General features: G+C 35.3%; 34 protein-coding genes, 1 tRNA gene and 1 other annotated feature. Of the genes, 30 read left to right on the forward strand and 5 right to left on the reverse strand.

Going from position 1 to position 26488, the window contains the following annotated elements:
* Positions 1-3 precede the first annotated feature (3 nt).
* The 12 genes from pheT (at position 4) to DS830_RS02035 (ending at position 10746) form a co-directional block, all read left to right on the forward strand.
* Positions 4-2424: a phenylalanine--tRNA ligase subunit beta gene (gene pheT, locus DS830_RS01980; protein WP_118908045.1), complete on the forward strand. Its 2421-nt coding sequence runs from the start codon at positions 4-6 to the stop codon at positions 2422-2424.
* A gap of 68 nt (positions 2425-2492) precedes the next feature.
* The gene (gene mltG / locus DS830_RS01985; protein WP_240366818.1) at positions 2493-3650 is read left to right on the forward strand and encodes an endolytic transglycosylase MltG; all 1158 of its coding nucleotides are present in this window, start codon (positions 2493-2495) and stop codon (positions 3648-3650) included.
* A 131-nt stretch (positions 3651-3781) separates the two neighbouring features.
* Complete coding sequence (udk, locus tag DS830_RS01990; RefSeq protein WP_118908046.1) at positions 3782-4438, forward strand: uridine kinase; 657 nt, start codon at positions 3782-3784, stop codon at positions 4436-4438.
* 63 nt (positions 4439-4501) lie between these two features.
* A complete protein-coding gene (gene greA / locus DS830_RS01995) occupies positions 4502-4975 on the forward strand; it encodes a transcription elongation factor GreA (protein WP_118901136.1) in 474 nt (157 codons plus the stop codon).
* A 50-nt stretch (positions 4976-5025) separates the two neighbouring features.
* Positions 5026-5328, forward strand: a complete 303-nt coding sequence (locus DS830_RS02000; RefSeq protein WP_118901137.1) for a HesB/YadR/YfhF family protein — start codon at positions 5026-5028, stop codon at positions 5326-5328.
* A gap of 129 nt (positions 5329-5457) precedes the next feature.
* The gene (locus tag DS830_RS02005) at positions 5458-7563 is read left to right on the forward strand and encodes a peptidoglycan D,D-transpeptidase FtsI family protein (protein WP_118908047.1); all 2106 of its coding nucleotides are present in this window, start codon (positions 5458-5460) and stop codon (positions 7561-7563) included.
* Positions 7564-7637: 74 nt separating this feature from the next.
* Complete coding sequence (gene rpmG, locus DS830_RS02010; protein WP_118901139.1) at positions 7638-7787, forward strand: 50S ribosomal protein L33; 150 nt, start codon at positions 7638-7640, stop codon at positions 7785-7787.
* Positions 7788-7920: 133 nt separating this feature from the next.
* Positions 7921-8478: a 5-formyltetrahydrofolate cyclo-ligase gene (locus tag DS830_RS02015; RefSeq protein WP_118908048.1), complete on the forward strand. Its 558-nt coding sequence runs from the start codon at positions 7921-7923 to the stop codon at positions 8476-8478.
* Positions 8475-9146 (forward strand): rhomboid family intramembrane serine protease, encoded by a 672-nt coding sequence (locus DS830_RS02020; protein WP_118908049.1) that lies wholly within the window; start codon positions 8475-8477, stop codon positions 9144-9146. The genes DS830_RS02015 and DS830_RS02020 overlap by 4 nt, the downstream gene beginning before the upstream one ends.
* Positions 9147-9157: 11 nt before the next feature.
* Complete coding sequence (locus DS830_RS02025; protein ID WP_118902926.1) at positions 9158-9394, forward strand: YqgQ family protein; 237 nt, start codon at positions 9158-9160, stop codon at positions 9392-9394.
* Positions 9366-10328: an ROK family glucokinase gene (locus DS830_RS02030; protein ID WP_118908050.1), complete on the forward strand. Its 963-nt coding sequence runs from the start codon at positions 9366-9368 to the stop codon at positions 10326-10328. Before DS830_RS02025 ends, DS830_RS02030 begins: the two co-directional genes overlap by 29 nt.
* A 16-nt stretch (positions 10329-10344) precedes the next feature.
* Positions 10345-10746, forward strand: a complete 402-nt coding sequence (locus tag DS830_RS02035; RefSeq protein WP_240366819.1) for a rhodanese-like domain-containing protein — start codon at positions 10345-10347, stop codon at positions 10744-10746.
* A 78-nt stretch (positions 10747-10824) separates the two neighbouring features.
* Here the strand turns inward: DS830_RS02035 and DS830_RS02040 are convergent, their stop codons facing one another.
* Positions 10825-11013 (reverse strand): DUF3042 family protein, encoded by a 189-nt coding sequence (locus tag DS830_RS02040; protein ID WP_118901147.1) that lies wholly within the window; start codon positions 11011-11013, stop codon positions 10825-10827.
* 101 nt (positions 11014-11114) lie between these two features.
* Between DS830_RS02040 and miaA the strand changes: the two genes are divergently transcribed.
* The 5 genes from miaA to DS830_RS02065 all read left to right on the forward strand — a co-directional run bounded on the left by miaA (position 11115) and on the right by DS830_RS02065 (position 15219).
* Positions 11115-12041, forward strand: a complete 927-nt coding sequence (miaA, locus tag DS830_RS02045) for a tRNA (adenosine(37)-N6)-dimethylallyltransferase MiaA (RefSeq protein WP_118908051.1) — start codon at positions 11115-11117, stop codon at positions 12039-12041.
* A gap of 13 nt (positions 12042-12054) precedes the next feature.
* On the forward strand, positions 12055-13296 hold the full coding sequence (locus DS830_RS02050; protein WP_118909083.1) for a methionine gamma-lyase family protein: 1242 nt from the start codon (positions 12055-12057) through the stop codon (positions 13294-13296).
* Between the two features lie 80 nt (positions 13297-13376).
* On the forward strand, positions 13377-13739 hold the full coding sequence (locus DS830_RS02055; RefSeq protein WP_118901150.1) for a MerR family transcriptional regulator: 363 nt from the start codon (positions 13377-13379) through the stop codon (positions 13737-13739).
* A 17-nt stretch (positions 13740-13756) separates the two neighbouring features.
* Complete coding sequence (gene glnA, locus DS830_RS02060; protein WP_118908052.1) at positions 13757-15097, forward strand: type I glutamate--ammonia ligase; 1341 nt, start codon at positions 13757-13759, stop codon at positions 15095-15097.
* Between the two features lie 48 nt (positions 15098-15145).
* Positions 15146-15219 (forward strand) — tRNA-Arg (locus DS830_RS02065).
* Positions 15220-15460: 241 nt separating this feature from the next.
* On the opposite strand, the gene DS830_RS02070 is transcribed toward DS830_RS02065, so the two are convergent.
* The 4 genes from DS830_RS02070 to DS830_RS08835 form a co-directional block, all read right to left on the reverse strand.
* A complete protein-coding gene (locus DS830_RS02070; protein WP_118908053.1) occupies positions 15461-16606 on the reverse strand; it encodes a tyrosine-type recombinase/integrase in 1146 nt (381 codons plus the stop codon).
* A gap of 118 nt (positions 16607-16724) precedes the next feature.
* Positions 16725-17726 carry a DUF3862 domain-containing protein gene (locus DS830_RS02075; protein ID WP_240366820.1) on the reverse strand — a complete coding sequence of 334 codons (1002 nt, stop codon included), beginning with the start codon at positions 17724-17726 and terminating at the stop codon, positions 16725-16727.
* Positions 17727-17833: 107 nt separating this feature from the next.
* On the reverse strand, positions 17834-18604 hold the full coding sequence (locus tag DS830_RS02080; RefSeq protein ID WP_118908054.1) for a hypothetical protein: 771 nt from the start codon (positions 18602-18604) through the stop codon (positions 17834-17836).
* 334 nt (positions 18605-18938) lie between these two features.
* Complete coding sequence (locus tag DS830_RS08835) at positions 18939-19097, reverse strand: hypothetical protein (protein WP_162887476.1); 159 nt, start codon at positions 19095-19097, stop codon at positions 18939-18941.
* A gap of 164 nt (positions 19098-19261) precedes the next feature.
* Between DS830_RS08835 and DS830_RS02085 the strand changes: the two genes are divergently transcribed.
* The 13 genes from DS830_RS02085 to DS830_RS02145 all read left to right on the forward strand — a co-directional run bounded on the left by DS830_RS02085 (position 19262) and on the right by DS830_RS02145 (position 26481).
* Positions 19262-19996 (forward strand): NAD(P)H-dependent oxidoreductase, encoded by a 735-nt coding sequence (locus tag DS830_RS02085; protein WP_162887477.1) that lies wholly within the window; start codon positions 19262-19264, stop codon positions 19994-19996.
* A complete protein-coding gene (locus DS830_RS02090) occupies positions 19989-20168 on the forward strand; it encodes a hypothetical protein (RefSeq protein ID WP_118901159.1) in 180 nt (59 codons plus the stop codon). Before DS830_RS02085 ends, DS830_RS02090 begins: the two co-directional genes overlap by 8 nt.
* Positions 20169-20243: 75 nt before the next feature.
* Positions 20244-20480: a hypothetical protein gene (locus tag DS830_RS02095; protein WP_118908056.1), complete on the forward strand. Its 237-nt coding sequence runs from the start codon at positions 20244-20246 to the stop codon at positions 20478-20480.
* Between the two features lie 55 nt (positions 20481-20535).
* Positions 20536-20602, forward strand: a sequence feature (ribosomal protein L21 leader region).
* Between the two features lie 8 nt (positions 20603-20610).
* Positions 20611-20922, forward strand: coding sequence for a 50S ribosomal protein L21 (gene rplU, locus DS830_RS02100; protein WP_118901163.1), 312 nt, complete (start codon positions 20611-20613; stop codon positions 20920-20922).
* Between the two features lie 6 nt (positions 20923-20928).
* Positions 20929-21279 carry a ribosomal-processing cysteine protease Prp gene (locus DS830_RS02105; RefSeq protein WP_118908057.1) on the forward strand — a complete coding sequence of 117 codons (351 nt, stop codon included), beginning with the start codon at positions 20929-20931 and terminating at the stop codon, positions 21277-21279.
* Positions 21280-21295: 16 nt separating this feature from the next.
* Positions 21296-21577, forward strand: a complete 282-nt coding sequence (rpmA, locus tag DS830_RS02110; protein WP_118908058.1) for a 50S ribosomal protein L27 — start codon at positions 21296-21298, stop codon at positions 21575-21577.
* A gap of 120 nt (positions 21578-21697) precedes the next feature.
* Positions 21698-22261 carry an elongation factor P gene (efp, locus tag DS830_RS02115; RefSeq protein WP_118901168.1) on the forward strand — a complete coding sequence of 188 codons (564 nt, stop codon included), beginning with the start codon at positions 21698-21700 and terminating at the stop codon, positions 22259-22261.
* 23 nt (positions 22262-22284) lie between these two features.
* On the forward strand, positions 22285-22686 hold the full coding sequence (locus DS830_RS02120; RefSeq protein WP_118901170.1) for an Asp23/Gls24 family envelope stress response protein: 402 nt from the start codon (positions 22285-22287) through the stop codon (positions 22684-22686).
* Between the two features lie 21 nt (positions 22687-22707).
* Complete coding sequence (nusB, locus tag DS830_RS02125) at positions 22708-23112, forward strand: transcription antitermination factor NusB (protein ID WP_118901172.1); 405 nt, start codon at positions 22708-22710, stop codon at positions 23110-23112.
* Between the two features lie 68 nt (positions 23113-23180).
* Positions 23181-24041 (forward strand): bifunctional 5,10-methylenetetrahydrofolate dehydrogenase/5,10-methenyltetrahydrofolate cyclohydrolase, encoded by an 861-nt coding sequence (locus tag DS830_RS02130; protein WP_118908059.1) that lies wholly within the window; start codon positions 23181-23183, stop codon positions 24039-24041.
* On the forward strand, positions 24031-25371 hold the full coding sequence (gene xseA, locus DS830_RS02135; protein ID WP_118908060.1) for an exodeoxyribonuclease VII large subunit: 1341 nt from the start codon (positions 24031-24033) through the stop codon (positions 25369-25371). Before DS830_RS02130 ends, xseA begins: the two co-directional genes overlap by 11 nt.
* Positions 25361-25612: an exodeoxyribonuclease VII small subunit gene (locus DS830_RS02140; protein ID WP_118901178.1), complete on the forward strand. Its 252-nt coding sequence runs from the start codon at positions 25361-25363 to the stop codon at positions 25610-25612. The genes xseA and DS830_RS02140 overlap by 11 nt, the downstream gene beginning before the upstream one ends.
* The gene (locus DS830_RS02145) at positions 25609-26481 is read left to right on the forward strand and encodes a polyprenyl synthetase family protein (protein WP_118908061.1); all 873 of its coding nucleotides are present in this window, start codon (positions 25609-25611) and stop codon (positions 26479-26481) included. The genes DS830_RS02140 and DS830_RS02145 overlap by 4 nt, the downstream gene beginning before the upstream one ends.
* Positions 26482-26488 lie beyond the last annotated feature (7 nt).

A 26488-nucleotide genomic window follows, 5' to 3' on the forward strand; every position in this document is an offset into this window, starting at 1 on the left:
TAGATGAAGATTTCAACAAATTGGTTAGCTGAATATGTAAATTTGCCGGAAACGCCAGCACAAATTGCAGAACGGGAAACCGTTACAGGAATTGAAGTTGATGAGATTATTCAACCTAGTGCGGGCTTGAAAAAGTTAGTAGTAGGTAAAATTATGCAAGTAAAGTCGCATCCTGATGCTGATCATTTGCATGTTTGCCAAGTTGATGTAGGTCAAGAACAACTAACACAAATTGTCTGTGGTGCTCCGAATGTACAAGTTGGACAATTAGTGATTGTAGCCTTGCCGGGGGCTAGAATTGCTCACAATGAAAAGATTAAGAAAGGCAAATTTCGCGGTGTGGAATCATTAGGCATGTTGTGTGCCCTTCAAGAAATTGGCTTTGATGAAGCGGTAGTTCCAGATGAATATAAAGATGGCATTTATGTCTTTCCAGCAGATTCACAAGCAAAAATTGGTGAACCAGTTTTTGAATATTTAGGAATGGATGATACCATTTTAGATTTTGATATTACACCTAATCGTGCTGACACATTAGGTATGCGGGGCACAGCTTGGGAAGTGGCTGCCATGTATGATGAGAAACCACATTTTGATCAGCCTCAAGTACACGAAAGTGATGAGACAGCTAACGATTTGTTAACTGTAAAAGTTGCTGATGAAAATTTGGCTCCAACATATCGTGTTCGCATCGTTAAAAATGTTCAAGTTCAAGCCAGTCCTCTATGGCTGCAGCGTCGTTTATGGAATAATGGGATTAAGCCGATTAATAATGTAGTAGATATTACTAATTATGTGATGTTGGAATACGGGCAACCTTTGCATGCTTATGATTATGATCGTCTCAATTCTAAACAATTAATTGTTCGCTTAGCTCAAGCTGGTGAACAAATTACCGCTTTAAATGGTAATAATTATGAATTAGACTCACAAGATATTGTAATTGCTGATGAACAACGTCCTTTAGGCTTAGCAGGAATTATGGGAGGCAATGAAAGCAAAATTGCTTCCAGTACCACTACAGTCGTTTTAGAATCTGGAGTTTTTGATTCAATACGGATTCGTAAAACTGCTCAAAGACACAATTTACGCACTGATGCTTCTACACGTTTTGAAAAGGGAGTAGACTTAGCTGCTACAGCTGAAGCATTAGATGAAGCGGCATCCTTACTAGAAACATTAGGTTCGGCTACTGTTCTTAATAACCAAATTGTGGGTAGTCAAGCACCTTTAGATCCGATTGTGGTCCAAGTTTCTCCTAAACATATTAATCATGTCTTAGGTACCGACATTACTACAAGTGAAATAAAAGCAATCATGGAACGTTTAGGATTTGCGGCTAGTGGTAATGACGAGCAGATGACAGTTACAGTGCCTTTGAGACGTTGGGATATTAGTATCGAAGCTGATATTATCGAAGAAGTAGTGCGGATTTATGGTTTTGATAAGTTGCCAAGCACACTTCCTGTCGGTCCACAAACAGTTGGTGGCTATAACCAGCATCAACAATTTTTGCGACGTGCTCGTAGCTTAATGCGTTCATTAGGTTATGATGAAGCCATTAGTTATGCTTTAACTACTCAAGAAAAGGCAACAGCTTTTTCAGATATACATCAATGCGTTACTAAAGTTGACTGGCCTATGACCCATGATCACGAATATTTACGTCTTAATTTAATTAGTGGTTTGTTAGATGATATTTTATATAATGTGGCACGTAAACAAATCAACTTAGCTTTGTTTGAGCAGGGAAGAGTTTTTCCTAAAAATGATGAACAAGCTGTTCGTCCGCACGAAGTGGAATTTATCGCAGGCGCAGTAACAGGAAATATTGAAGATCAGAATTGGCAAAATTCGGCCCGTTCAGTTGATTTCTTTGCTGTTAAGGGTGATGTTGATCAATTATTGCAAGGTTTAAATAAAAAAGCTCAAATTTCTTATCAAGCCACCGATAGTATTGCCCAATTACATCCTGGACAAACTGCTTTAATCTTGATGAATGAGCATGTTGTTGGTTTTATAGGCACAGTTCATCCAGGTTATGCTAAAAAACTTGGTTTGCCAGAGACTGTGGTTTTCCAATTAAATCTTGATGAAATTGAAGCTTTACCTGATAAAAATAATATCTATATTCCAGCTGCTAAATTCCCAGCAGTTACACGTGATATTGCAATTTTAGTACCACAAACTGTCACTCATGCAGCCTTAGAAGCGGCTATTGCGCAGGCAGGAGGGAAATACCTAACAAACATTAAATTATTTGACATTTATGCTGGTAAAAATATTAAATCTGGTTATAAGTCAGTTGCTTATGATTTAACATTCCAAAATCGCGAAGCTACTTTAACTGATCAACTAGTTAATCAGCATTTTGAACGGGTTAAACAAGTTCTTCAAGAACAATTTGGAGCAGAAATTCGTTAATTTTTCCGCCATTATGGTTAAACTTGTGTATAATTATTGTTTGAGATTAACATTTGGAGGAACCATCTTTGGCTAATTCAGACAAAAATAATAAACCTGATGTACCAGAAAGAAATACTTCTATACAAAGAAAGCGGCAACGTGATTCAGAACATCGTGTTGTTAATAGTATTGCGGGCTGGATTATAGCAATCATTGCTATTCTAATCGTAACTTTTGGTGTTTTAGGCTACAATTACGTTCAAGAATCATTACAGCCGATGAACAGCAATAACCATCAAGAAATAGAAGTGAAAATTCCTATTGGCTCATCCAATAAGGAAATTGCTTCGCGTTTGCAGGAAAAGAAAATTATTCGCAGTGCAACTGTTTTTAATTATTATGTCAAATCTCATAATTATACTGATTTTCAGGCCGGCTATTATACTTTTAAGCCTTCGATGACACTTACTCAAATTGTCGCACGTTTGCAAAAGGGTGGTAGTTCTGAGCACATTGCCCGTCCTGATAATAATGTATTAGTACGAGAAGGTGTAACGATTGAACAAATTGGTGATGTCATTAGTAAGAATACCCCTTATAGTAAAAAGGAATTCTTAGCATTAATGAAAAATCAAAAATTTATGAAGCAATTGCAAAACACTTATCCGCAATTATTAGACTCGACTATGAAATCTAAGGATGTTCGTTATCATTTAGAGGGTTATCTATTTCCTGCTACTTATCCATATTATTCGGGGATGTCATTAGAAAAACTGGTGACAGAAATGGTAGCGAAAACTAACCAAGAATTAACACCTTATTATGATCAGATGAAAGCAAAAGATTTAACTGTGCAGCAGACATTAACTCTTGCTTCTTTGATTGAACGTGAAGGTGTTACTGAAAAAGATCGGCGCCTGATTTCTGGAGTGTTCTTTAATCGCTTGGATCAAAATATGCCTTTACAGTCCGATATTTCTGTAATGTACGCTATGAATAAGCATAAACGCCATTTAAATGGTCATGATGTTAAGATAAAATCACCATATAACTTATATAAGAATCCTGGATTTGGCCCAGGTCCGTTTAATTCACCAAGTATTAATTCGATAGTGGATGTCTTAAATCCATCTGAGCGTGATAAAGGGTACTTGTTCTTTGTAGCTGATTTGAAAACTGGAAAAGTTCTCTATTCTACAAATTATGCAGAACATTTGAGAAATGTTGCGTCAATTAACCAATAGTATTGGTGTGTTCTAATTATTTATGGTATTATTAGTGCAAGTTTTGTGTTTTATAAAATTTTAAATATTGAATATATAAAAAGGGGTTGAGAAAATATTTTGTCTCAATCCCTTTTGATAGGAGAAAGTTGATGTCTCAGCAAAGTTCATCTTCAAAACAACCATTGATTATTGGTGTCAGTGGAGGATCTGGTAGTGGTAAAACAACCATTGCCAGACGCTTAATTAAAGAACTTGGCCAACAATCAATTGCATTATTACAAATGGATTCGTACTATAAGCAATTAGATTTACCTTATGAGCAACGCAAGCTGCAAAATTTTGATCATCCATTATCTTTTGATACAGACTTATTAGTAGCTGATTTACAACAATTGCGGAACTTTGAAAGTATTGAAGTTCCAATTTATGATTTTGTTAAAAGTAATCGTACAGCTGAAACTCGCCATCAAGAACCAGCCAATGTGATTGTTTTAGAAGGAATTTTTGCTTTGTATGATCAACGTTTGCGTGATTTGATGGATATTAAAGTATTCGTTGATACTGATGATGATATCCGTTTGATTCGCCGGATTAAACGTGATGTAGAGCATCGAGGCTACACTTTAGAAACTATATTTGACCAATATTTAGAACATGTTCGCCCTATGTATCAACAATTTATCGAACCTACTAAACGCTATGCTGATTTAATAATTCCAGAGGGTGGAGCTAATGAGGTGGCGATTGATTTATTAACTTCTAAAATCAAATATTTAATTTATCAAGGGCACAAATATAATAAATAACAGTTGACAGTGGGCGTATACCTGCTTATATTGGAATGCATATTATAAAATGGGGTGTAAAAATTGGCTGAAAAAAGATATCCAATGACAGCTGAGGGGAAACAAAAGTTAGAACAAGAATTAGAAGACTTGAAATTAAAAAAGCGTCCAGAAATCATTGAACGAATTAAAGTTGCCCGAGGTTTTGGTGATTTATCAGAAAATTCTGAATATTCTTCCGCTAAAGACGAGCAAAGTATCGTGGAATCAAGAATTTCGGAGATTATGACGATGTTGCAATATGCTGATGTCGTTGATGTCAATGAGGTAGATGCTAACGAGGTTTCAGTAGGTAAAAAAGTTACCTTTCAAGAAGATGATGATGAACCTGAGACTTACCAAATTGTAGGAGCTGCTGAATCCGATCCGATGAATGGTAAAATTAGCAATGATTCACCAATTGCCAAGTCTTTATTAGGCAAAAAAGTTGGCGATCAAGTGTCGATTGAGACGCCAGGGGGATCTTTTATCGTTAAAATTACTAATGTTGAAAACTAATCACTGGATTAAATCGTTTCCATATTGTATGATTTTAATTGGTGATGAATATGAAAATAACAATAAGTCCAGTAGCACAACAATGGTATCAAGAAAATATTGATTTGAAACCTGGAGATGGCTTACATTTTTATGGTAAAGTATACGGCAAGACTAATGTCCATCAAGGATATTCAATAGCCTTCGCAAAGCAAAAACCGCAACAACCATATTATGAGGTTGTTTACCAACAGATTAGTTATTATTTTAATGACGAAGATGTATGGTTTTTCACAGGTTATGATTTGCAAATTGATTATGATGCCAAGGTTGATAGTCCAACGTATACTTTTGTTGATGAGACATCTAAATAATTGTTTTTAATAGATGATTATTAATTTGAGAAGTTTTTGGACGAATAATAAGGGTTGGGGTACAATGATATTTGGTCCCTGACTCTTTTTTGTTATAATGATGCGTATACTATTGAGGAGATTTGATTAGTGAAATTTTTAAAGCGACTTAATAAGCCTAAGACTACTCAGTCGATTTTGCCTTTTCGTCTAAATGTACTCTTAGTAATTGTTTTTGTTTTATTTGCGTTATTGATTGGCCAACTGGCATATTTGCAATTATTAAATGGTTCCAAGTTTCAAGCAGAAGTTGAACGCTCTGATAAAACAGTAATTGCAGGTAATGTTCCTCGCGGTTTAATTTATGACTCTAAGGGGCGCCTGATTGTTAATAATGAGCCTAGTAGTGCTATTACTTATACACGCAGTGCTTCAGTAAAAACTTCAGATATGTATCAGATTGCTAATCGATTACAAAAATTTATTCATGTAGATGATTCTAATTTAACTAGCCGTGACAAGGCTGATTATTATTTGGCCAAAGAATCTAATTATAAAAAAGTTACCAAAGTTATCAATAAAAATATGACCGAAGAACAATTGCAAGCTGAACCAGATCGCGATGAGTATCGGCGAGCTATCACTTATGTTAAAAAGCAAAAACCAGATTTAAGTCCTGCACAATTACAAGCCGCAGCTATTTTTGCTAAAATGAGTGCGGCTTATCAATATTCAACGGTTTACATTAAAAATTATCAAGCAACACCACAAGAAGTGGCTCAAGTCAGTGAACATCAAACTGAACTTCCAGGAATTCAAGTGGGTATTGACTCCCAACGTTCATATCCAATGGGAGATTCAATGACTAGTATTATTGGAAAAGTTTCTACAGAAAAGCAAGGCTTGCCTGATAATCGGATTAATGAGCTCTTAGCTGAAGGTTATTCGCGTAATGATCGAGTAGGTACAAGCTATTTAGAGCAAGAATATGAGCCGATTTTAAAGGGGAGCAAGTCACAAACTCAAATTTCTGTAGGTACCAATAATCGACTTACTGATTCTATTCAAAAATATAAGGGTGAAAAAGGAGATAACCTGAACTTAACTATTGATGCTGAATATCAAAAGAAAGTTGATCAAGCTGTCCATAATACATTCGATTCTGCGCGTGCGAATGGAGTTACCCAATATTCTGATGGTGCTTATGCAGTAGCCATCAATCCCAAAACTGGGGCCATTTTAGCAATGTCGGGTGTTCACTATAATCCCAAAACAGGCAACATGACTGATGATTCATTAGGTGTAATCAATCGTACTTTTGTTATGGGGTCAGCAGTGAAAGGGGCTACTGTTTTAGGTGGCTTAATGTCTGGTGCTATTTCACCGGAAAATAGTGTTTTACCAGATTCACCAATTTATTTACCAAGCACACCAGTTAAAAAATCAGTTTACCCTATCGGAACATTTGGTGCTTTAAGTGCGCAGAAAGCCTTGGAATTTTCTTCTAATATCTATATGATGCGTTTGGCTATGCGAATGGGTAATGCGAAATATGTGCCAAATAGTTATATTCATATTGATGATGATATTTTTCAAAAATTACGGGGTTATTACAACCAATTTGGTTTAGGTATTAAAACTGGCATTGATTTACCCGGTGAAAGCAGTGGAATTGAAGGACCTACGATGAATAGTGATGGGATAGTTAAAGTGGGTTCAGCACTTGATGAATCTTATGGGAACTATGACGCCTATACATTAATTCAAATGGCACAATATGTTTCTACCATTGCCAATGGTGGCTATCGTATGCGTCCGTATTTAGTACAGTCCATTCAAAAAACTCGAGACGATGGTTCGTTAGGAGCAGTTGTCAACCAAACTCAACCGCAAGTTTTGAATCGGGTTGGTTTTAATAATAGTCAATTGAATGTGGTTAAAGACGGATTTTACAATGTAGTTCATGGCAATGGTGGTTGGACAACAGCCAAACAGCTAGCTAATGTTAAACCTGCCATTGCCGGGAAAACTGGAACGGCACAATCATTTTATTATGACCCAGATAATCCTTATAACACTAATCCAGCTCAAACCATTACTTTAAGTATGGTCGCTTATGCTCCTTATAATGACCCGCAAATAGCAGTTGCGGTAGTCATGCCAAATTTAAGTAGCGAAAAAGGCGAGTATAATTTAAATCTGGTTAAGAGTATGATTACTAGTTATTTTGATTCAGATACAAAAGATTCCCAATAATACTGGAAAATTATTTGTATAAATGGTAATATAACAGAGTTGCATCGTATTCAAGTGAGAAAAGAGGTTTTAATATGCGAGTAAATATTACATTAGAGTGTACCGAATGTCATGAACGCAATTATTTAACCAGCAAAAACAAGCGTAATAATCCTGACCGCCTGGAACTTAATAAATATTGTCCGCGGGAACGTAAAGTGACATTACATCGCGAAACTAAATAAAGACAACAGGCCAAACCTGTTGTTTTTTTATTAGGTAAAGGATTATTATTTTTAACAATATGATGACAATTTACTTATTCATCTTTTAAATTTGAATCATTGTAATTCAAACACATTTATTTAAGGAGATTCAATGGGAAATAAAAATGAATTCCGCAAGCAACAATCAACCAAACTCAAAAATTGGTGGAAACAAAATCAAGTAGTTCCATCTACTTTGTATCAAAATTTATTTGCAGCACCTTATTTTCAAACAGCACAAACAATTGCAATCACCGTTAGTATGGCCACGGAATTACCAACGCAACCAATTATTCAACGTGCTTTACAGTTGGGGAAGAGTATTTATATTCCCAAAACTTATTCGAATTATTCAATGGATTTTTTTAATTTGCAGGCACAAAAATCAATATCACGAACGGCTTTTGGAGTCTGGGAGCCAGAAGAAATTGATCCATTAAATTCAGTAGGGGCCGATTTGACTATTGTTCCTGCTTTAGCAGTTGCTTTAGACACTAAACAACGTATCGGCTTTGGAGCAGGTTATTATGATCGATATTTAGCGCAGCATCCACAAACTCAAAGTGTTGTTTTGGCTTTACCACCTATTGTTTTTCAACACGCTGATTGGGAAATTGATGTACTGGACTATCCTGTGAATCATGTTATTACAGAATCGAGGCTCATATGAGAAAAATTCAACAGCGACCATGGGCAACTTATGTAATTTTAATAATTCAATTAGTTGTCTTTGGTTGGGAAATATTTAAAGGCGGCAGTCAAAACATTGCAGCATTATTAGCCTCTGGAGCCAAAGTAAATAGTTTGGTGGCCCAAGGGGAATGGTGGCGATTAATAACACCAATCTTTGTGCATATTGGTTGGCAACATATTTTAATTAATTCGTTAACTTTATATTTCATGGGTCAACAATTAGAATTTTTGTATGGTCCCTTAAAGTTTAGTATTATTTATTTATTAAGTGGTATCGGCGGCAATTTAATGAGTTTTGCTTTCGGAAGTCAGAACTCCATTTCTGCTGGTGCTAGTACTTCATTGTTTGGCCTATTTGGTCTGTATGTAGCTTTGGGAATTATTTTCAAAAATAATCAAGGAATTCGTCAATGGTCACAGCAATTTTTAATATTGATTGTATTTAATTTGGTTGCAGATATTTTTATTGGCGACATCGATATTTGGGGTCATGTTGGTGGAGCACTTGTGGGATTCTTGGTTGGTTGGATTATTACGATTCCACAAATGAAGAATGCATTACCAAAATTATGGCGTATAATTAGTACAGTAGGATTAATTGTACTAGCAATTGTTTTGTACAGGATAGGAGTAGTTCGCGCATGAGAGAAACCAATATTCATACCTTATATGATGTGCAGCAAGTACTTAAGAAATTTGGTATTTATGTATATGTTGGTAAACGGATTTGGGATATTGAATTGATGGCGATTGAACTAGATCGACTCTATCATGAACAAGTGATTGATCAAGCAACTTTTATAACTTGTAAATTAGTATTGAATCGGGAACATAAAATTGAAGAACAAGGAATGAAGAAGGACAATGGAAAACCAAAAGTTAATTGGAATTGATTTAGGCGGTACTACTACGAAGTTTGCCATTATGACCGCTCAAGGCGAAATTCAGCAACGCTGGAGTATTCAAACAGACATTTTAAATAATGGTAATAATATTATTCCTAATATTATTGATAGTATTAATCATCATTTACAAATGTATCAAATGCAGCCAGAACAATTTGCTGGAATTGGGATTGGAACTCCAGGAAGTGTTGATTATCAGGCCGGAACTGTTGATAGTGCTTTTAATCTGAATTGGGATCGGCCAATGACAATTAAGCAGCAAATTGAAGCTGGTACCAAAATGTCTGTCAAAGTAGAAAATGATGCCAACGTTGCAGCCTTAGGTGAACGTTGGCAAGGTGCTGGTAATAATGCCGCTGATGTAGCCTTTGTAACCTTAGGAACAGGTGTCGGTGGTGGCATTATCGTTGATGGTCACATTGTTCATGGCAATGGTGGTTCAGCTGGAGAAATTGGTCATATGACAATTGATCCGAATGGCTATACTTGTACTTGTGGTAAAAAGGGCTGCTTAGAAACAGTTGCTTCTGCTACTGGCGTTGTACGAGTTGCTCGTGATTATGCACAAGAGTATGCTGGAAATTCACAATTAAAGGCTAACCTTGATAACGGTGATGATATTACTTCCAAAGATGTCTTTGACTTGGCTAAACAAAATGATCTACTTGCATTACTGGTGATTGAATATGTTTGCAAGCAATTGGGACTAGCTTTAAGTACGGTTGCGGTCACTTTAAATCCAGAATATATTGTAATTGGTGGTGGCGTTTCCAACGCGGGTGATTTCTTATTGTCGCATGTTCAACAAAGTTATGAGCAGTATGTTTTTACCGCTATTAAAAATACTACAACTTTGAAATTAGCTACTTTAGGTAATGAAGCCGGCGTAATTGGGGCTGCATCATTAATCTTAGATAAATAAGTCGGGAGTGGAGATTGTGTCATTTTTGAATTCATTAATACTTGTTATTGCGATTTTTTTGATTTATTACGGTGGTTCATGGCTTTATTATCGTTTACGAGCCAAGCAATTAGGTGGTGAGCTCGATAATGAACAATTTGAAGCAACAATGCGGAAAGCACAATTAGTTGATTTGCGTGAAAAAAAATATTTTGATGCAGGTCATATATTAGGTGCGCGGAATTTGCCTTATACACAATTAAAGATGCTGACTTCAGAATTACGTTCTGACTTGCCAGTTTACTTATACGAACAAGGTAGTACGCTCAGTATTAGGGCAGCCTTAAAGTTAAAAAAACTTGGTTTTCAAGATGTTAAATGGTTAAAAAAAGGCTTCAATGAATGGAATGGGAAAACCAAAAAAACAACGAAACTTTAATTATTCAGTATATAAATAATTAGAACAAACAAAGAGGGGTGAGACAAAATTTGTCCCACCCTTCAAGCTTACTTACTATTAGTTGGCATGATGTGCTGAGTGTGCTTTGCGGTTAGCTTTTCTGCGATTAGCTTCAATTCGATCTTCTTCATCATTTACAGGTTTAATAACTTTTTGACGATAGGTTAAAGCTGAACCTAATACTGCGCCTGCAGTTGCTAAAGATCCAATAACAATACCTTTAATGACTCCATGTTTTTGTGCCATCAATGTCCACCTCCTCTTATCTTTCAACTTTTATTATCACGAACCTGAACTGTAATTTCAACTAAAATTGCTAATTTTTAGTAATTGTTAGGAGAACTAATTTGAAAAAGAAAAAGGTTATTATTATTGTTGGCCCTACAGCAGTAGGCAAAACAGCTCTCAGCATTGAAATAGCTCATAAATTTGCTGGAGAAGTTATTTCAGGCGATTCCATGCAAATATATCAGCACTTAGATATCGGCACTGCTAAGATTATGCCTAGCGAAATGCAGGGAGTTAGACACCATTTAATTGATATTTGCGATATTAATCAACGTTATACTGTTTATGATTTTCAACAAGAAGCTAACCGGCTAATTACTGCGATTACTCATCAACAAAAATTACCCCTAATTGTCGGTGGCACTGGTTTTTATATCAAAGCTTTAGTTGATAATCTCAATCTGGGCGGTGACAAAGAGCGCCAAGACACAACTAATATTCGCCAAGACTATCTGCAAAAGCTAACCCAAATAGGAGCTAGAGAATTGTGGCAACTGTTGCAACAACGAGACGCTGTAGCTGCAGCACAAATTGCTCCTCAAAATACTCGTCGAGTTATTAGAGCGTTAGAGGTTTTGGATTTAACTGGTCAACAATTTAGTCAACAACAACAACAGCATGCGAACTTTGACTATTTAATTATTGGTTTAACCACTGAGCGCACTTTATTATACCAGCGCATAAATCAACGAGTTGATGAAATGTTAAATAGGGGTTTAATTAATGAAGCACATTGGCTCTATGAGCAAAGAAACCAAGCTCCACAAGCGAGCCAAGGTATTGGTTATAAAGAATTATTTCCTTATTTTGCTGGAGAAATGTCACAAATAGATGCAGTCGAATTGATAAAACGAAATTCGCGTCGTTTTGCGAAGCGGCAATTAACTTACTTTAGACATCAGTTAACTATTCATTGGTTTGACTTAATCAAATATCCCCAACAATTACAACAAATAACTGCACTTGTCGAAAAATTTAAGGAGTGAAATTATGAATTGGATAGAAGATTTACCGTCTCAAATTCAACAAGCTGTTCAAGAAGTTGATCAACAAATCCAACCACAAATTGCAAAAGTTAATCAGCAGATTGATAATAATCAAGCCAAAGTTTTACAAGCATTTACTCATCAACAAATGTCAGAAAGTCATTTGTCCGGTTCCACTGGATATGGTAATTATGATGAAGGCCGAGAAACTTTAGATCGAGTTTATGCAGAAGTTTTTCATACGCAAGCTGCTTTAGTGCGGCCCCAATTTGTTTCTGGAACGCATACGATTGCTGTAGGATTATTTGGGTGCTTGCAACCAGGACAAAAATTACTATATTTAACAGGTAAGCCTTATGACACACTCCAAGAAGTTATTGGTATGAATAAGCGGCAAGCTGGAACCTTAAAGGAGTATGGGATTGAATTTAAATATCAACCCTTAACTACCGATGGCATGGTTGATTATTCTCATTTAGCACAGACTTTAGCAGATTTTCAACCCAACGTTGTTGCTATTCAGCGCTCGCGAGGTTATGAAGTACGTCCCAGTTATACGGTGGCCCAAATTGCAGAAATGATTGCTTTTGTTAAAGAGAGATTGCCAGAAGTAATTGTTTTTGTTGATAATTGTTATGGTGAATTTTCTGAAGAACAAGAGCCTACAGAATTTGGCGCTGACTTAATGGCTGGGTCATTGTACAAGAATGCTGGGGCAGGTTTAGCTACTACTGGAGGTTATTTGGTAGGTAGAAAGGACCTAATTGAAAAATCCGCCATTAGGTTGACTGCTCCAGGAATTGGAAGCCATGAAGGGGCTACCGGTCCTTATTTACGAGGAATGATTGAAGGATTTTTTTTGGCACCTCAAGTCACTGGAAGTGCGATTAAAGGAGCAATTTTTGCAGCAGCCTTATTAGAAAAGCTAGGTTTTGTAGTAACACCAAAATGGGATGAACCACGGACAGATTTAATACAAACAATTATTTTGGGTAGTGCTGACAAAATGGTGCAATTTGCACGGGCCATTCAAAAGTATTCACCAATTGATTCCTTTGTTCAACCAGAAGCTAGTCCAATGGAAGGATATGAAGATCAAATTGTTATGGCTGCGGGAACTTTTGTTGAGGGTTCAACAATTGAATTATCTGCTGATGGTCCAATACGACCACCGTATGCTATTTATTTGCAAGGGGGATTGACTTATTCCCATGTGCGTATAGCGGTTGCGCATGCTTGTGCAGATATTTTATAATACATGTCAGCAAAGCTAACATCAAATATTGACGCTTAAATTTTTAATTGTTATATTAGTGCTATGTTTGAGGTTAGAATATGAATGAAAAACAAATCCGAAAAAATATGGCTATTTTACCAGTTAGTTCGATTTCCAAGTTAACAGGCCTTTCACCTCGCCAATTACGCTATTATGAACAGTTTGATTTGGTTCATCCTAAACGGAGCAAGGGTAATCAACGCCTATATTCCTTAAATGATATTGATTGCTTATTGGATATTAAAGATTATCTAAGTTCTGGAATGACAATGGCCGAGGTTAAACGGGTAATGCTTAAGCAATCGCCAATTGCTGATCAAGAAACAGCAGAAGTTAGTGATACAGCTGCTCGCAAGATCTTTAGTAAAGAAATGTTACAAATCGGACGCTGGAACATTCATGACTCAAATAATTTATATTGATGAGGAGATAATATTTCATGGCCACTTCCAAGTATACAGCTGATGATATTCGTAAAATTGCTCAAGAAGAAGATGTTGCATTTTTACGACTAATGTTTACTGATATTAATGGAGTTCTCAAAAATGTTGAATTACCAATTGATCAATTAGATAAAGTTTTAGCCAACAAAGCAACTTTGGATGGTTCTTCGATTGATGGCTTTGTACGAATAGAAGAAAGTGATATGTTGCTTTATCCTGATTTGAATACGTGGCTGATTTTTCCTTGGAGTGCTGAACATGGTAAGGTGGCCCGCTTAATTTGTGATATTCATACCGCTGACGGTAAGGAATTTGCAGGTGATCCGCGTAATAATCTGCGGCGAGTAGTCGATAAAATGCACCGATCAGGTTTTACAACCTTTAATATTGGTCCAGAACCGGAATTCTTTTTATTTAAGTTAGATGAAAAAGGGCAACCGACATTAGACCTTAATGATAATGGAGGCTACTTTGATTTTGAACCTGTCGATTTGGGGGAAAATTGTCGCCGCGATATTGTTCTAGAATTAGAAAAAATGGGATTTGAAGTTGAAGCTAGTCACCATGAAGTTGCTCCAGGTCAACATGAAATTGATTTTAAATATACTGATGCTATTGCTGCTGCTGATAATATTCAGACCTTCAAGTTAGTTGTTCGAACAGTGGCACGTAAACATGGATTACATGCAACTTTTATGCCGAAACCATTAGAAGGTATTAACGGCTCAGGGATGCATATCAATATGTCCTTATTTAATAAAGATGGTAATGTCTTTTATGATCCAAATACAGATAATCAATTATCTGAAACCATGATGTATTTCTTGAATGGATTGATGGAACATGCGCGCGGTTTAACAGCCATTAATAATCCGACGGTAAATTCTTATAAACGTTTGGTTCCAGGTTTTGAAGCACCCGTTCACATTGCTTGGTCGGGTAAAAATCGCTCACCATTAATTCGTATTCCTATGGCGCGCAAAAACGGTACTCGTTTGGAAATGCGAAGTGTTGATCCAACGGCTAATCCATATTTAGCGATTGCAGCTATTTTGGATTGTGGATTAGAAGGTATTAAGGAACAAAAAGCACCTGTAGCTCCTGTTAATCGTAATATTTACACAATGAGCGAAGCGGAAAGACAAGCTAATAAAATTTATGATTTGCCCTCTACTTTGCACAATGCAATTAAGGCCTTGAAAAAGGACCCTATAGTAATCAATTCTATGGGTGAACATTTATATAAAAGTTTTGTAGATTCTCGTGAATTAGAATGGGCTGCGTATCGTCAGACTGTTTCGGAGTGGGAAAGAGATCAATATTTGAAGCGATTTTAAATTATTGTTGACAAATGCTATTTGATTTTTTTATAATAGTATTTGTTTGTCGCAGTGGCTCAGCTGGATAGAGCAACGGTCTTCTAAACCGTAGGTCGTGAGTTCGAATCTCACCTGCGACATTTAAGCAATGTTTAACCACAACTCAACTAAAGAGTTGTGGTTTTTGTTTTGCTTTGAAACGTTGATAAAAAGGGGCTTACACCCATGTTAAAGTAAAACAGATTTATGTGCATATTGTGTGCAATTTTCAAGGAAATAAAATTTGTGTGCATATTGTGTGCATATTTTTAGGCATTAAAAAGCCTAGAATTTGGCACTTATGAGCGATACTAAAAAAGTGCACATTCAATTGTGTGCACCTTAAATTTCACTGATAGCTTTCAATGCTTTTTGATTGTCTTTATCCCGTTTGTCTTTTAGCAGATGGACGTAAACTCTTAAGGTTATGCTAGTGTCTGCATGACCAAGTCTTTCAACTATATAATCGACGCCGACGCCTTGGCTAATCAAAATTGAAGCGTGAGTGTGTCGTAGGCCGTGAAAAGTAATAATATTTTTTGCATTAACCTCAGGGCTTTTTAACGCTGATTCAAGCACTTTATTAGCACCGTTGTCGCTTACTATATAGTGTCTATTGTTTAAAAATACTAGTTGTTTTTCATTACGGAAGCCTTGCTTGAAAAAGGTCTTAATTTGTTCTTGGTTCAACCGCTGCAAAAGTTCTACTGTTTTTTGACTGATAGTAATAGTTCTAACAGATCCCGCTGTTTTTGTCGGTTTGAATCCAGATCTAGTTACGTAATCGTAAGTTTTATTAATTGAGACAGTTTTAGATTCGAAATCAATATCTGGCCACGTAAGTCCAACTATTTCGCCATAGCGACAACCTGTGGCTAATGCAAATAGTATTTCATAAAATGATATTGATTTGAGTGAAAGATGCTCATATGCGTATTTTTTGAGCTTTGAAGCCTCGTCCGATTCTAAGTATTTATGCTCGTTTGATTTTGGTTTAGATCCATTAATTACTACTTTTCTAGTAAAGTCAAAATCAACTATTTTTTCTTCCTGTGCATCCGCAACTGCTGCACGAATATAGCCGTTAATCCTTGCCACAGATTTTTTTGAGCGAGGTACGTTTTTTCTACTATTATTAGCGTAATCATCAATAAATTTTTGATAGTCAGAACGTGTAACATCTTTTAACAGCGTGTTTCCGAAAAAATCATGTATCAATTTCGCCGTTTGAACGTATCGTAGCTCGGTATTACGAGTAAAACGACCAGTCTTATAAGTTTTTATCCAATCACTAAAATACTCGTAAAACGTAATGGTTTCTTTTTTTGAAAGGTTAGTTGTATTTTTTTGAGATTCTGCTATTGCAGCTTGTTCGACGGCATCGCGTTTTTTATCAAAAGATTTACTTGTAGAACGCTTATTGCCCAATTTATCCCTATACCAAATACGATAGCACCATTTTTTGCCACGTTTAAATATTTGTGCCATTTGCTTATTCCCCCAATTTTAGATAAAATTGAGTATGCGAAAAGGCATACTCTATGTATTTTCGTGGTAGTCACATCTCAAGCTTTGATCGGTGAGGGGATGTGGCTTTTTTACTATTTTATTTCATACTTGTTTGAGTTTTTCCACTTACTTTGCCATCTGTAAAAGTAAGTATAAAGTTAGCTCCTAAATCACCCTTAATGTCAGAATTATATGTTAATTGCTTGCTATTGTGATTGGCTATAGAAGTTTCACTGTATCCATTTGGTTGACCAAATTTATTAATAATATCTGATTCAGATTGCCCATTTTGGATTGAATTAAAATCATCAAGACTAATCTTTTTATTACGGGTTACTTTTAAGCCTGAAATTCCTTTTGAAATTGCCTTTCCGTTAGAAAAGCCAATATTGAAATTACCACCTAATGAACCGCCTTGAATTTTATTCCAAATTTTCTCATCTGCTTTAACGTTTTCGATAGTTTGACTAGATGTAGTGTTTGGTTTACCAAATTTAGATTCTATCTCACTATCAGTAGTACCATCATTTTCTCCAAGTTTAATTGCTTTATAGTCTTCTAAACTTGGACCATTTGTTTTAGGGTTCTTTTCTTTTTCAGGACTGTTAGAATTTGAATTATTAGTAGATCTAGTTTTAACGGACTCTGTTTTATTAGACTCATTAGATTTATCTGATTTTTTATTTGAATTATTACCGAGTCCTCCTCCAATACTAAATACTAGAATTATAGCAATTAACCAAAACCACCACTTTTTGTAGAAGGGCTTTTTTGGTTTTTGAGGTGGCATAGGTGGCTGTTGATTACCACCATTAGGATTTTGATAACCGTCATTATTTTGTGGTTGGTTATAATTTGGGTTAGGTTGTTGATAGTACCCTTGTTGGTTATTAGGATTAGGTTGTGAATTATAATTTGGTTGTTGATTATAATTCTGATTGGGCTGTTGCGGTTGGTTATAATTTGGTGACTGATAATTACCGTTTCCATTATTGTAATTAGGATATTGCGGATTATAATTACCGCCTTGATTTGGTGGATATCCATTATTATTTGATTGCTGTTGATTATTATTATTACCTGAATTAAACTTTCGCACTTTTATTCCTCCAAAATATGTACAGCTTTTATAGTCTTCAGTATTTGGACTTATGAGTAGTTCTTTTTAGCTAAAGCTTTTTTAAATTTAACCAAGATTTACATATTTTAATAAAGAACAACTGGTTGTTTAGTTTTATAAACTATGGTTTGACCTTCGTATAGTTTTTCTCCTAATTTGGATTGTTCATTTGGATTGCTTAAATATACTGTGGTAAACCCATTTTTATCAATTCTTATTAAATTAAATGTTCCATTAGCCGTTTTTGCTTTTTTTCCATATGCCATAGAATCACCAATTCTTATTGAAGAATAAGCTGAACCAATATACTTTTGAATTTCTTCAACTGGTTTTTGGCCAAAGCTTTTAGCTAATATTTGCTCATCTTTTATTAAATTTTGAGCTTTAGTTTGTTCAACGATTTTTTGTTTTTCCTGTCGTTGTTTCTTTAGAACTTGTTTTTTAATATTGGTGGAAGACCCATCGATTAAAATATAATTATGAAAATCTAAATCATCTTTTCCATAATATAATGTGTCCTCGCCATTATTTTTAAATTCTTTTGAATTAAGTGGCTTTCCCAAAATTTTAACTACTTGATCCTCGCTCATGCCTAAACTTATATTTGTAAAATTATATTTTTTGGTTTTGCGTTTTTTATTCTTATATTTTTTAGAAACCTGTATAGCTTTATGCTTATTATTTTTATTAACTGATTTAGAATTAGCGGTAGGTTTAATAGTTTTTTTAGACGCTTTTTCTGTCGGTGGATGCTGTGTAATACCTTCAATTATTCCGCTTATAAGTGCCGACCCAACAAATATAATTAAAATTAATGAAACAATGATAAACCATGGTTTTTTATAAACTGGCCTCAATTGGATTCACCACCTTTCTAAATTCCCACTATATAAACTACAACTTTGCTTATTATTCTAACGTTTTCTAAATCTTCATAGGAGTAACTCATTGGAAAAAATAGTTATCATTTCTTTTGATTAGCCTTATCAACCTGACTGCTGATTAAAATTTCAGACTTCGTCGAATTAAAAGCCGGAAGCATGTATTTTTAATTATTTTTGTTCGTTTAAATATCATATTCCAGCAATTAAAAAATGACAGCAACCATTAGCAGAGTAAAAATAGTAGTTTTATTTTTCCACATTACTTCTCCTGATTTACAGCTTTTATAGTCTTCAGTGTTTGGACTAACTAGATATTAAAAATTCGTACTTTATATTTTTTGAATATTGGTTGATTAAGTGGTTGCTGGTTAATATTATTTTGAGGCGAAATATAAACTGAATTTTGATAATTAGAATAATTATTTGACGGTGTTGTTTGCTTATTTTTTGTATGAAAAGTTCTCATTTTTTCCTCCAAGCAATAATATGTATGATTTTAACGTTTTCATTATAGGGCTTTCAAGATGTTCTAGCCATATAATAAAAGTCCTCCAATTGAATACTATTTTACCATTTTATAAATTAATAGACGAATAGCGGTTAGTTGAAACAGCTACTATAATTCTTGCATTGCTCCAGACTAAAATAGATAATAGTAATATCATTAATATAAGGAGAGTTGATAATATCAAAACTTTAATTATTGTAGCGCATCCGCAGATTGATAACTCTTCAACTGAACAATTCTTAAAACGGGGAGCAGAATTAGTACAAGCTGACTGGCATCATTTGGATGAGTTAGTTACGTTTTCTATTGCTAAAGAACGTCAACTATTAGTAGATGCTCAGCGTATAATTTTTCAATTTCCGATGTATTGGTATACAGCTCCTGCTTCTCTAATTAATTGGCAAACTAAAATTTTATCAAATAAATTTTTACAAACATCATTAAGTGGTAAAGAATTAGGTATAGTAGTAACCACAGGTCAACCAGCTAAAGCATTTAAAACCGGCGGTGCAGTAGGGTATACATTAGATCAGATTTTAACTCCTTATCAAGTGCTGGCGCGACAAGCCCAAATGAAATTTTTATCGGTATTTGCAATTTACCAATTTTATTATCTTTCAGAAACAGCGCAACTCCAATTATTGATGGATTATCAACGGTATTTAAGCCAACAATTTCCAGATTCGCTAGAAAATCGCAGTCAATGGTATTTACAATATTTTACTCAACATCATTTAGCTGATAATGATAATAAAAATTTGATTAAAGCAACCTTTTCTCAGATTACACAAGAGTTAGATAATGCACAAACTACCTTAAATTTAATTAAACAAGACGAGGACGATACCCTTGAATAATCAAAGTGACTGGCTAATTAACCAATTAGAGCAACTAATAGATACGGAAACAAGTTACGAAAAGCGTGCTTTTTGGTACGGTTTAAAAACCACGATTAAACAACAACAATCACGAATGCAACAAATTCAAGCTGAAATTGATGGTCAATTATGGAATCACGAACAATGGTAAAATATTAGTAGTTATCCGTAACAAATTGCATTACAATAGTAATATTGATAAATTATTTAGGTGGTAATTATATTTATGAAGAAAAAAACTATGAAGCAAATGATAAAAAAGAGCCGTCTTAATCGCAAAAAAATTTATGCTCAAGTAACTTTTTCTGATGGACGAGTTTTGCAAATTCCAGTTTATGCCGATGACCAAGTTGCCATTGACAATTTAAAGCAACAATTACGTGAAAAGAATGGCACATTTACGGATAGCAATAATAATTTGTTTGATTTACACAATTTGGTTCATTATCAGTTTATTGAATAAAACTATTGACTAGGGTAGATTTTTTTTGTATGATTAAACAGTTGTAATTGTGAACCCACAGCTGCAACCGCACATGCTAGGTTTAAGCGTAAGCACCTAATGTGGCGAGTCTAAGAATGGAGGTGTACACATGTACGCAGTTATCAGAACTGGCGGCAAGCAATATAAAGTTGAAGAAAATAAAGCAATTTTTGTAGAAAAACTTGACGTCGAAGAAGGTCAAGATGTTACTTTTGATCAAGTATTGTTAGTAGGCAGTCGTTCAATTACGATTGGCACACCAACAATTGAAGGTGCAAAAGTTATCGGCACTGTTGAAAAACAAGGCCGTGAGAAAAAGGTTGTTACTTTTAAATACAAACCTAAGAAGCATTCCCACAAGAAAAAGGGACATCGTCAACCTTATACAAAAGTTGTTATTAAAAGTATCGAAGTTAAATAATAATTTATGATTAAAGCAGTGTTTAAATGTAATCCGCAAGGAAATATTAGTAGTTTTAAGATTACTGGTCATGCACAATCTGGTCCTTATGGACAAGATATTGTTTGCTCAGCTGTTTCAGCAGTAAGTATTGGAACAATTAATTCTCTGCAGGATGTGGCTGGTGTGCAGCCTCAAGTACAGATGAACAACGAAATGGGTGGTTATCTGGAATGTCAAGTCAATTATGCTGACATTAAAGAGCATGATCAAGTTGTGGCTGCTGTTACATTAATGGATAGTTGCTATCAAATTAGTACGTCTATTGCTGCTAATTACAGTGATTTTATACAAATCACCTTAGATAAATCCGCTTGAAGAGGGGGTAAAACCTATGTTAGAAATGAATTTGCAATTTTTCGCTCACCATAAGGGGGGCGGATCAACTGCTAACGGCCGTGATTCAGCTGGTCGTCGTTTGGGTGCAAAACGTGCAGACGGACAGCATATTAATGCTGGTGCGATTATTTATCGTCAACGAGGCACAAAGATTCATCCTGGCGAAAACGTAGGCCGCGGCAAGGATGACACCTTGTTTGCTTTAAAGGCTGGAGTTGTTAGATTCCAGCGTTTAGGCCGTGATCGTAAGCAAGTTTCAGTTGTTACTGAAGATTAATAAAGTAAGCCGCGGAAGCGGCTTTTTTTATACTATTTTGGTCTTAGATATTTATGAGTCTGGCTTGCTTTTATATGAGATAAATTGATATAGTATAGACATTATATTAGGGAGTTAATTATGATTTCAGTTAATGAATTTAAAAATGGCTTAACCATTGAAGTAAATCAAGAACTATGGCGCATTGTTGAATTTCAACATGTTAAGCCGGGTAAAGGTGGAGCTTTTGTTCGTTCCAAATTAAAAAATTTGCGTACAGGAGCCGTTCAAGAAAAAACTTTTCGAGCAACAGAAAAAGTCCAACCCGCACAAATTGATAATAAAAAAATGCAATACTTGTATGCAGATGGTAATAACTATGTATTTATGGATACTACTACTTACGAACAGATTTCTTTGCCTCAAGAAAATATGGGCGATGCATTAAAATATTTGACGGAAAACATGGAAGTGAATATTATTATGCATGGTGGAGAAACACTAGGAATTGATTTACCTAATGTAGTTGATTTGAAAGTTGAATCGACTGAACCTGGTATAAAGGGTGATACTTCATCAGGTGGTTCTAAACCAGCTACAATGGAGACAGGTTTAGTAGTACAAGTTCCATTTTTTGTTAACGAAGGCGATGTATTGACAATTAATACCGCCGATGGAACTTATAGCTCACGAGCTAATAAATAATTGCTTTTTTGGAGGGCTTGTTAATGGCTGATAGTAAATATATTATAATTGACCCAGAAAATAAGAATGATTTAGGCAATATCAATATTTCACCAGATGTTTTAGAAGTGCTATTGGGCATTTCAGCATCTAAAATATCCGGAGTTTATGGGATGCGTGGCACCTTAGCAGATTCTATATTTGGACGTGAAAAACATAGCAAGGGTGTTACAGTTTCTTATGATGAAGCTAATCATAAATTAACAGCTGATGTTTATGTATATTTAGAATATGGTGTAGCTGTACCCCAAGTGGCGTTGGAAATGCAAAAAAGTTTAAGTCAACAATTGCAGTATATGACAGAAATAGAAATGGCCCAGGTTAACGTTCATGTGGTAGGATTAGTTGCAGCAAAGGCGGAAAAGCAAGTATCCTCAAGCAAATAGCAAAGAAAAGTGGGAATAAAAGTGACTGTAACTAGACATAAAGTTCGCGAGTTAGCATTTCAGACTTTGTTTTTATTAAGTTCTAATGATACTGACTTGGACAATGCTTTACAGGAAGTTTTGCAGGCATCAAAAATTAATAATTGTCCCGAATATTTACGATTTTTGGTTCAAGGAGTTTGGCAAAATCGACAACAACTTGATCAAGACTTGACTCAGTTTTTAAAAAAGGGCTGGTCCTTAAAGCGGTTAAGCCGAGTAGATGTTAATATTTTACGAATTGGTTTATTTGAAATCAAAGAAAGTCAAGCTATACCAGCTAAAGTTGCAGTTAATGAAGCTTTAGAGCTAGTAGATCAATACAGCGATCCAGAATCTAAAAAATTTGTAAATGGGATTTTATCTAATTTCATCCCTGCTGAATAAATTTTTGGTTACATTATTAAAAAAGGCGGGAATTATCCAATCCCGCCTTTTTTTGAAGAAGGAATTAAATGGCGACAGTTTTATCAGGAACGTTAGTAGCACAACAGCTAGCAACCAAATTACAAAAACGGATTGGTCTTTTACGCCAACAACAGGTTATACCAACGTTAGCAACAATTATTGTTGGCAATGATAAAGCCAGCTTATTGTACGCTAATAGACAGCAACAGACAGCCAGCAATTTAGGTATCAATTACCAATTAATTACACTTTCACAACAAACCACAGAACAACAATTACTGCAAGTAATTCAAGAACTAAATCAAGATGTTACAGTAGATGCGATTTTAATTCAAACACCGTTACCAGCAGCAATTAATCCACAGGTAATTAGACAACAAGTTGCTCCCATAAAAGACGTTGAAGGCCAATCAGCGGAAAGTATTGGACGTTTGTGGAATGGGCAATCAGGCAATTTACCCACGACAGCAGTTGCCATTATGAAGTTATTGCATTTTTATCAAATAGCTGTCAGCAAAAAGCATGTGGTTATTGTGGGACGTAGTTCCATTGTGGGGAAACCTTTGGCCGCTTTATTGTTGCGTGAAAATGCCACAGTCACTATTGCTCATTCGTATACTGATAATTTGGCAAGTTTAACGCGGCAAGCTGATATTTTGGTAGTTGCGATTGGTAAAGCCAATTTTATTACAGCTAAATATGTACATCCTGGGTGTATAGTGATTGATGTGGGTACTAATCGCGACGCTACTGGCAAAATAGTTGGCGATGTTGCCTTTCAGCAAGTGCAAGCAGTTGCTCAGATGATTACCCCAGTTCCTGGAGGAATTGGACCCTTAACAGTGATGAGTTTATTAGAACAAGTAGTAATGATTGCAGAAAGACGAGAAAAACAGCATGGTAGATAAGCAATATTTGACTGTGACCGCTTTAACTAAATATTTAAAGCGAAAATTTGATGCAGATCCGTATCTCAAACGAGTCTATTTAACAGGGGAGATTTCTAATTTTAGATTGAGGCCTCGTCATCAATATTTTTCACTAAAAGATGAACATGCAAAAATTTCAGCAATTATGTTTCAAAGTGCTTTTGCAAAAATCAAGTTTCAGCCTGAAGAGGGAATGAAAGTTTTGGTCAGTGGCTATATATCACTGTATGAGGCTTCAGGACAATATCAAATTTATGTAGATCATATGGAACCAGATGGTATTGGGGCCTTATACCAAGCATACGAGCAATTAAAAAAGAAATTGCGCCAAGAAGGTGTATTTGATTTACCTAAAAAGAGTATTCCTAAGTTTCCCAAAAAAATTGCCGTGATTACAAGTCCCTCGGGAGCAGTTATTCGTGATATTATCACTACTACTCAGCGGCGATATCCATTGGTACAGTTAGTTTTATTCCCAGCACAAGTTCAAGGTAAGGCGGCAGCAGATAGTTTAGTTCAATGTTTAGAACAAGTAGAAAAAATAGGCGATTTTGATACTGTAATTATTGGACGTGGTGGTGGTTCAATTGAAGATTTATGGCCATTTAATGAAGAAAAAGTTGCGCGAGCAATCTTGTCATTAAAGACTCCGGTCATTTCGTCGGTAGGGCATGAAACTGATACTACAATTGCGGATTTAGTGGCCGATTTAAGAGCTGCTACACCAACAGCCGCTGCTGAATTAGCAACTCCAGTATTACAAGATGTTCTTTTGCAAATCCGCAAACAACAAACTATTATCGTACAAACTATGAAAAACCTTTTAGCAAAAAAGCGCCAGTTGTTGCAGGTGTATCAAAATAATTATATTTTTAAGAACCCCCAGAATTTATATCGTGATTATGCTCAACGGGTTGATCAATTAACTAATTCTTTACAGGATTTATTTCATCAGAAATTGCAGGTTCAGCAACAAAAATTACAAATTCTGCAACAATCCTTACAATTTCAAATACCCAAAATTGCTGATTATCAACAAAATGTAAATTTTTTAAGTCAAAATTTACAGCAAAATTTTGGTAATTATTTAAAAGAACAAAGACACAAAGTGGTTCAACAAGTTACGAATTTAGATAATTTGAGTCCTTTAAAAACTTTAAAGCGTGGATATGCAGTTGTGACTGATCAACAGCAAGTAATTACTAAAATTGAGGCATTAACTCCTGATCAACAAGTTCATGTGAAGTTAGCTGATGGTAGTTTTCAAGCACAAGTATTAAAAATTGAGGCCAATAATAATGACAAATAATAAAAACGATAAAACTTTTGAAGAAAACCTAGATGAATTACAAAAAATAGTCGATAATTTGCAACAAGGAGAAGTCCCGTTAGAAGAAGCAATGGATCAATTTCAAAAGGGAATTAATCTGAGCAAAATTTTAGAAAAAACTTTATCAGAAGCTGAAAAAAAGTTGACTAAAGTGATGACTGCTGATGGACAAGAAACAACCTTTCAATTAGACACTAAAGAAAGTTCTGAAGAACAATGAATCAATTTATAGAGTTTCAACAACAGTATTTGAAACAGTTTAATGACTATCTGCATCAGCAATTAGTTCAAGAAGTTCACCAACCACAAGTATTAGAGGGGATGCTGTATTCACTCGATGCTGGTGGCAAAAGAATTCGTCCCTTTCTGATGTTAGCAACACTTAAATCATTGCAAGATAATACAATAATTACGGAATATTTTAAAATTGCAGGTTCCATTGAACTTATCCATACCTATTCCTTAATTCATGATGATTTGCCTGAAATGGATAATGATGATTACCGGCGTGGCCAATTAACTAATCATAAGAAATTCACACCAGCCCGTGCTGTTTTAGCAGGTGATAGCTTGTTAACACATGCTTTTATCTGGTTAACAGCTAATCAACTACCATCTGAAATCAAAACCCAATTAGTCCAGATTTTGGCACAATCTGCAGGTGCTAATGGAATGATTGCAGGTCAAATGATTGATATTATTAATACAGGCAAAAAGTTATCTTTAGAAGAAGTAACTCATCTGGATAATCAAAAAACTGGCGCTTTAATTACAGCAGCGGTACAAATGGGTGCACTTTGTGGACAGGCCAGTGCTGATGTAATGGTCCATTTACAGCGTTTTTCGCAAGATTTTGGTTTGGCATTTCAAATTTATGATGATTTGTTAGATGTGACAGGTAGTCAAAGTCAATTGGGTAAAAAAGTAGGCAAAGACCAATTGGAAGGTAAAAATACCTATGTACGTTTATTAGGTATTGCTCCCGCACAGAAGAAGTTAGCAGCAATTGTACAAGCAGCACGGCAAGAACTGGCTGCGGTTCATCTAGATAAGAGTATTTTGGCAGATGCTCTTAAATATTTTGATTGAGGAGTTT

The sequence above is a fragment of the Bombilactobacillus bombi genome (genome assembly GCF_003522965.1).
GTDB lineage: Bacteria > Bacillota > Bacilli > Lactobacillales > Lactobacillaceae > Bombilactobacillus > Bombilactobacillus bombi.

What these genes read in the sequence shown, in the direction of transcription:
- DS830_RS08835 (WP_162887476.1), bottom strand. Translation starts at nt 19,097, where the DNA reads ATGAGAACTTTTCATACAAAAAATAAGCAAACAACACCGTCAAATAAT.
- DS830_RS02070 (WP_118908053.1), bottom strand. Translation starts at nt 16,606, where the DNA reads ATGGCACAAATATTTAAACGTGGCAAAAAATGGTGCTATCGTATTTGG.
- DS830_RS02020 (WP_118908049.1), top strand. Translation starts at nt 8,475, where the DNA reads ATGAGAAAAATTCAACAGCGACCATGGGCAACTTATGTAATTTTAATA.
- xseA (WP_118908060.1), top strand. Translation starts at nt 24,031, where the DNA reads ATGGTAGATAAGCAATATTTGACTGTGACCGCTTTAACTAAATATTTA.
- DS830_RS02000 (WP_118901137.1), top strand. Translation starts at nt 5,026, where the DNA reads ATGAAAATAACAATAAGTCCAGTAGCACAACAATGGTATCAAGAAAAT.
- glnA (WP_118908052.1), top strand. Translation starts at nt 13,757, where the DNA reads ATGGCCACTTCCAAGTATACAGCTGATGATATTCGTAAAATTGCTCAA.
- efp (WP_118901168.1), top strand. Translation starts at nt 21,698, where the DNA reads ATGATTTCAGTTAATGAATTTAAAAATGGCTTAACCATTGAAGTAAAT.
- rpmG (WP_118901139.1), top strand. Translation starts at nt 7,638, where the DNA reads ATGCGAGTAAATATTACATTAGAGTGTACCGAATGTCATGAACGCAAT.
- rplU (WP_118901163.1), top strand. Translation starts at nt 20,611, where the DNA reads ATGTACGCAGTTATCAGAACTGGCGGCAAGCAATATAAAGTTGAAGAA.
- DS830_RS02140 (WP_118901178.1), top strand. Translation starts at nt 25,361, where the DNA reads ATGACAAATAATAAAAACGATAAAACTTTTGAAGAAAACCTAGATGAA.
- pheT (WP_118908045.1), top strand. Translation starts at nt 4, where the DNA reads ATGAAGATTTCAACAAATTGGTTAGCTGAATATGTAAATTTGCCGGAA.
- DS830_RS02145 (WP_118908061.1), top strand. Translation starts at nt 25,609, where the DNA reads ATGAATCAATTTATAGAGTTTCAACAACAGTATTTGAAACAGTTTAAT.
- DS830_RS02015 (WP_118908048.1), top strand. Translation starts at nt 7,921, where the DNA reads ATGGGAAATAAAAATGAATTCCGCAAGCAACAATCAACCAAACTCAAA.
- DS830_RS02130 (WP_118908059.1), top strand. Translation starts at nt 23,181, where the DNA reads ATGGCGACAGTTTTATCAGGAACGTTAGTAGCACAACAGCTAGCAACC.
- udk (WP_118908046.1), top strand. Translation starts at nt 3,782, where the DNA reads ATGTCTCAGCAAAGTTCATCTTCAAAACAACCATTGATTATTGGTGTC.
- DS830_RS02095 (WP_118908056.1), top strand. Translation starts at nt 20,244, where the DNA reads ATGAAGAAAAAAACTATGAAGCAAATGATAAAAAAGAGCCGTCTTAAT.
- DS830_RS02040 (WP_118901147.1), bottom strand. Translation starts at nt 11,013, where the DNA reads ATGGCACAAAAACATGGAGTCATTAAAGGTATTGTTATTGGATCTTTA.
- DS830_RS02055 (WP_118901150.1), top strand. Translation starts at nt 13,377, where the DNA reads ATGAATGAAAAACAAATCCGAAAAAATATGGCTATTTTACCAGTTAGT.
- DS830_RS02105 (WP_118908057.1), top strand. Translation starts at nt 20,929, where the DNA reads ATGATTAAAGCAGTGTTTAAATGTAATCCGCAAGGAAATATTAGTAGT.
- DS830_RS02120 (WP_118901170.1), top strand. Translation starts at nt 22,285, where the DNA reads ATGGCTGATAGTAAATATATTATAATTGACCCAGAAAATAAGAATGAT.
- rpmA (WP_118908058.1), top strand. Translation starts at nt 21,296, where the DNA reads ATGTTAGAAATGAATTTGCAATTTTTCGCTCACCATAAGGGGGGCGGA.
- DS830_RS02030 (WP_118908050.1), top strand. Translation starts at nt 9,366, where the DNA reads ATGGAAAACCAAAAGTTAATTGGAATTGATTTAGGCGGTACTACTACG.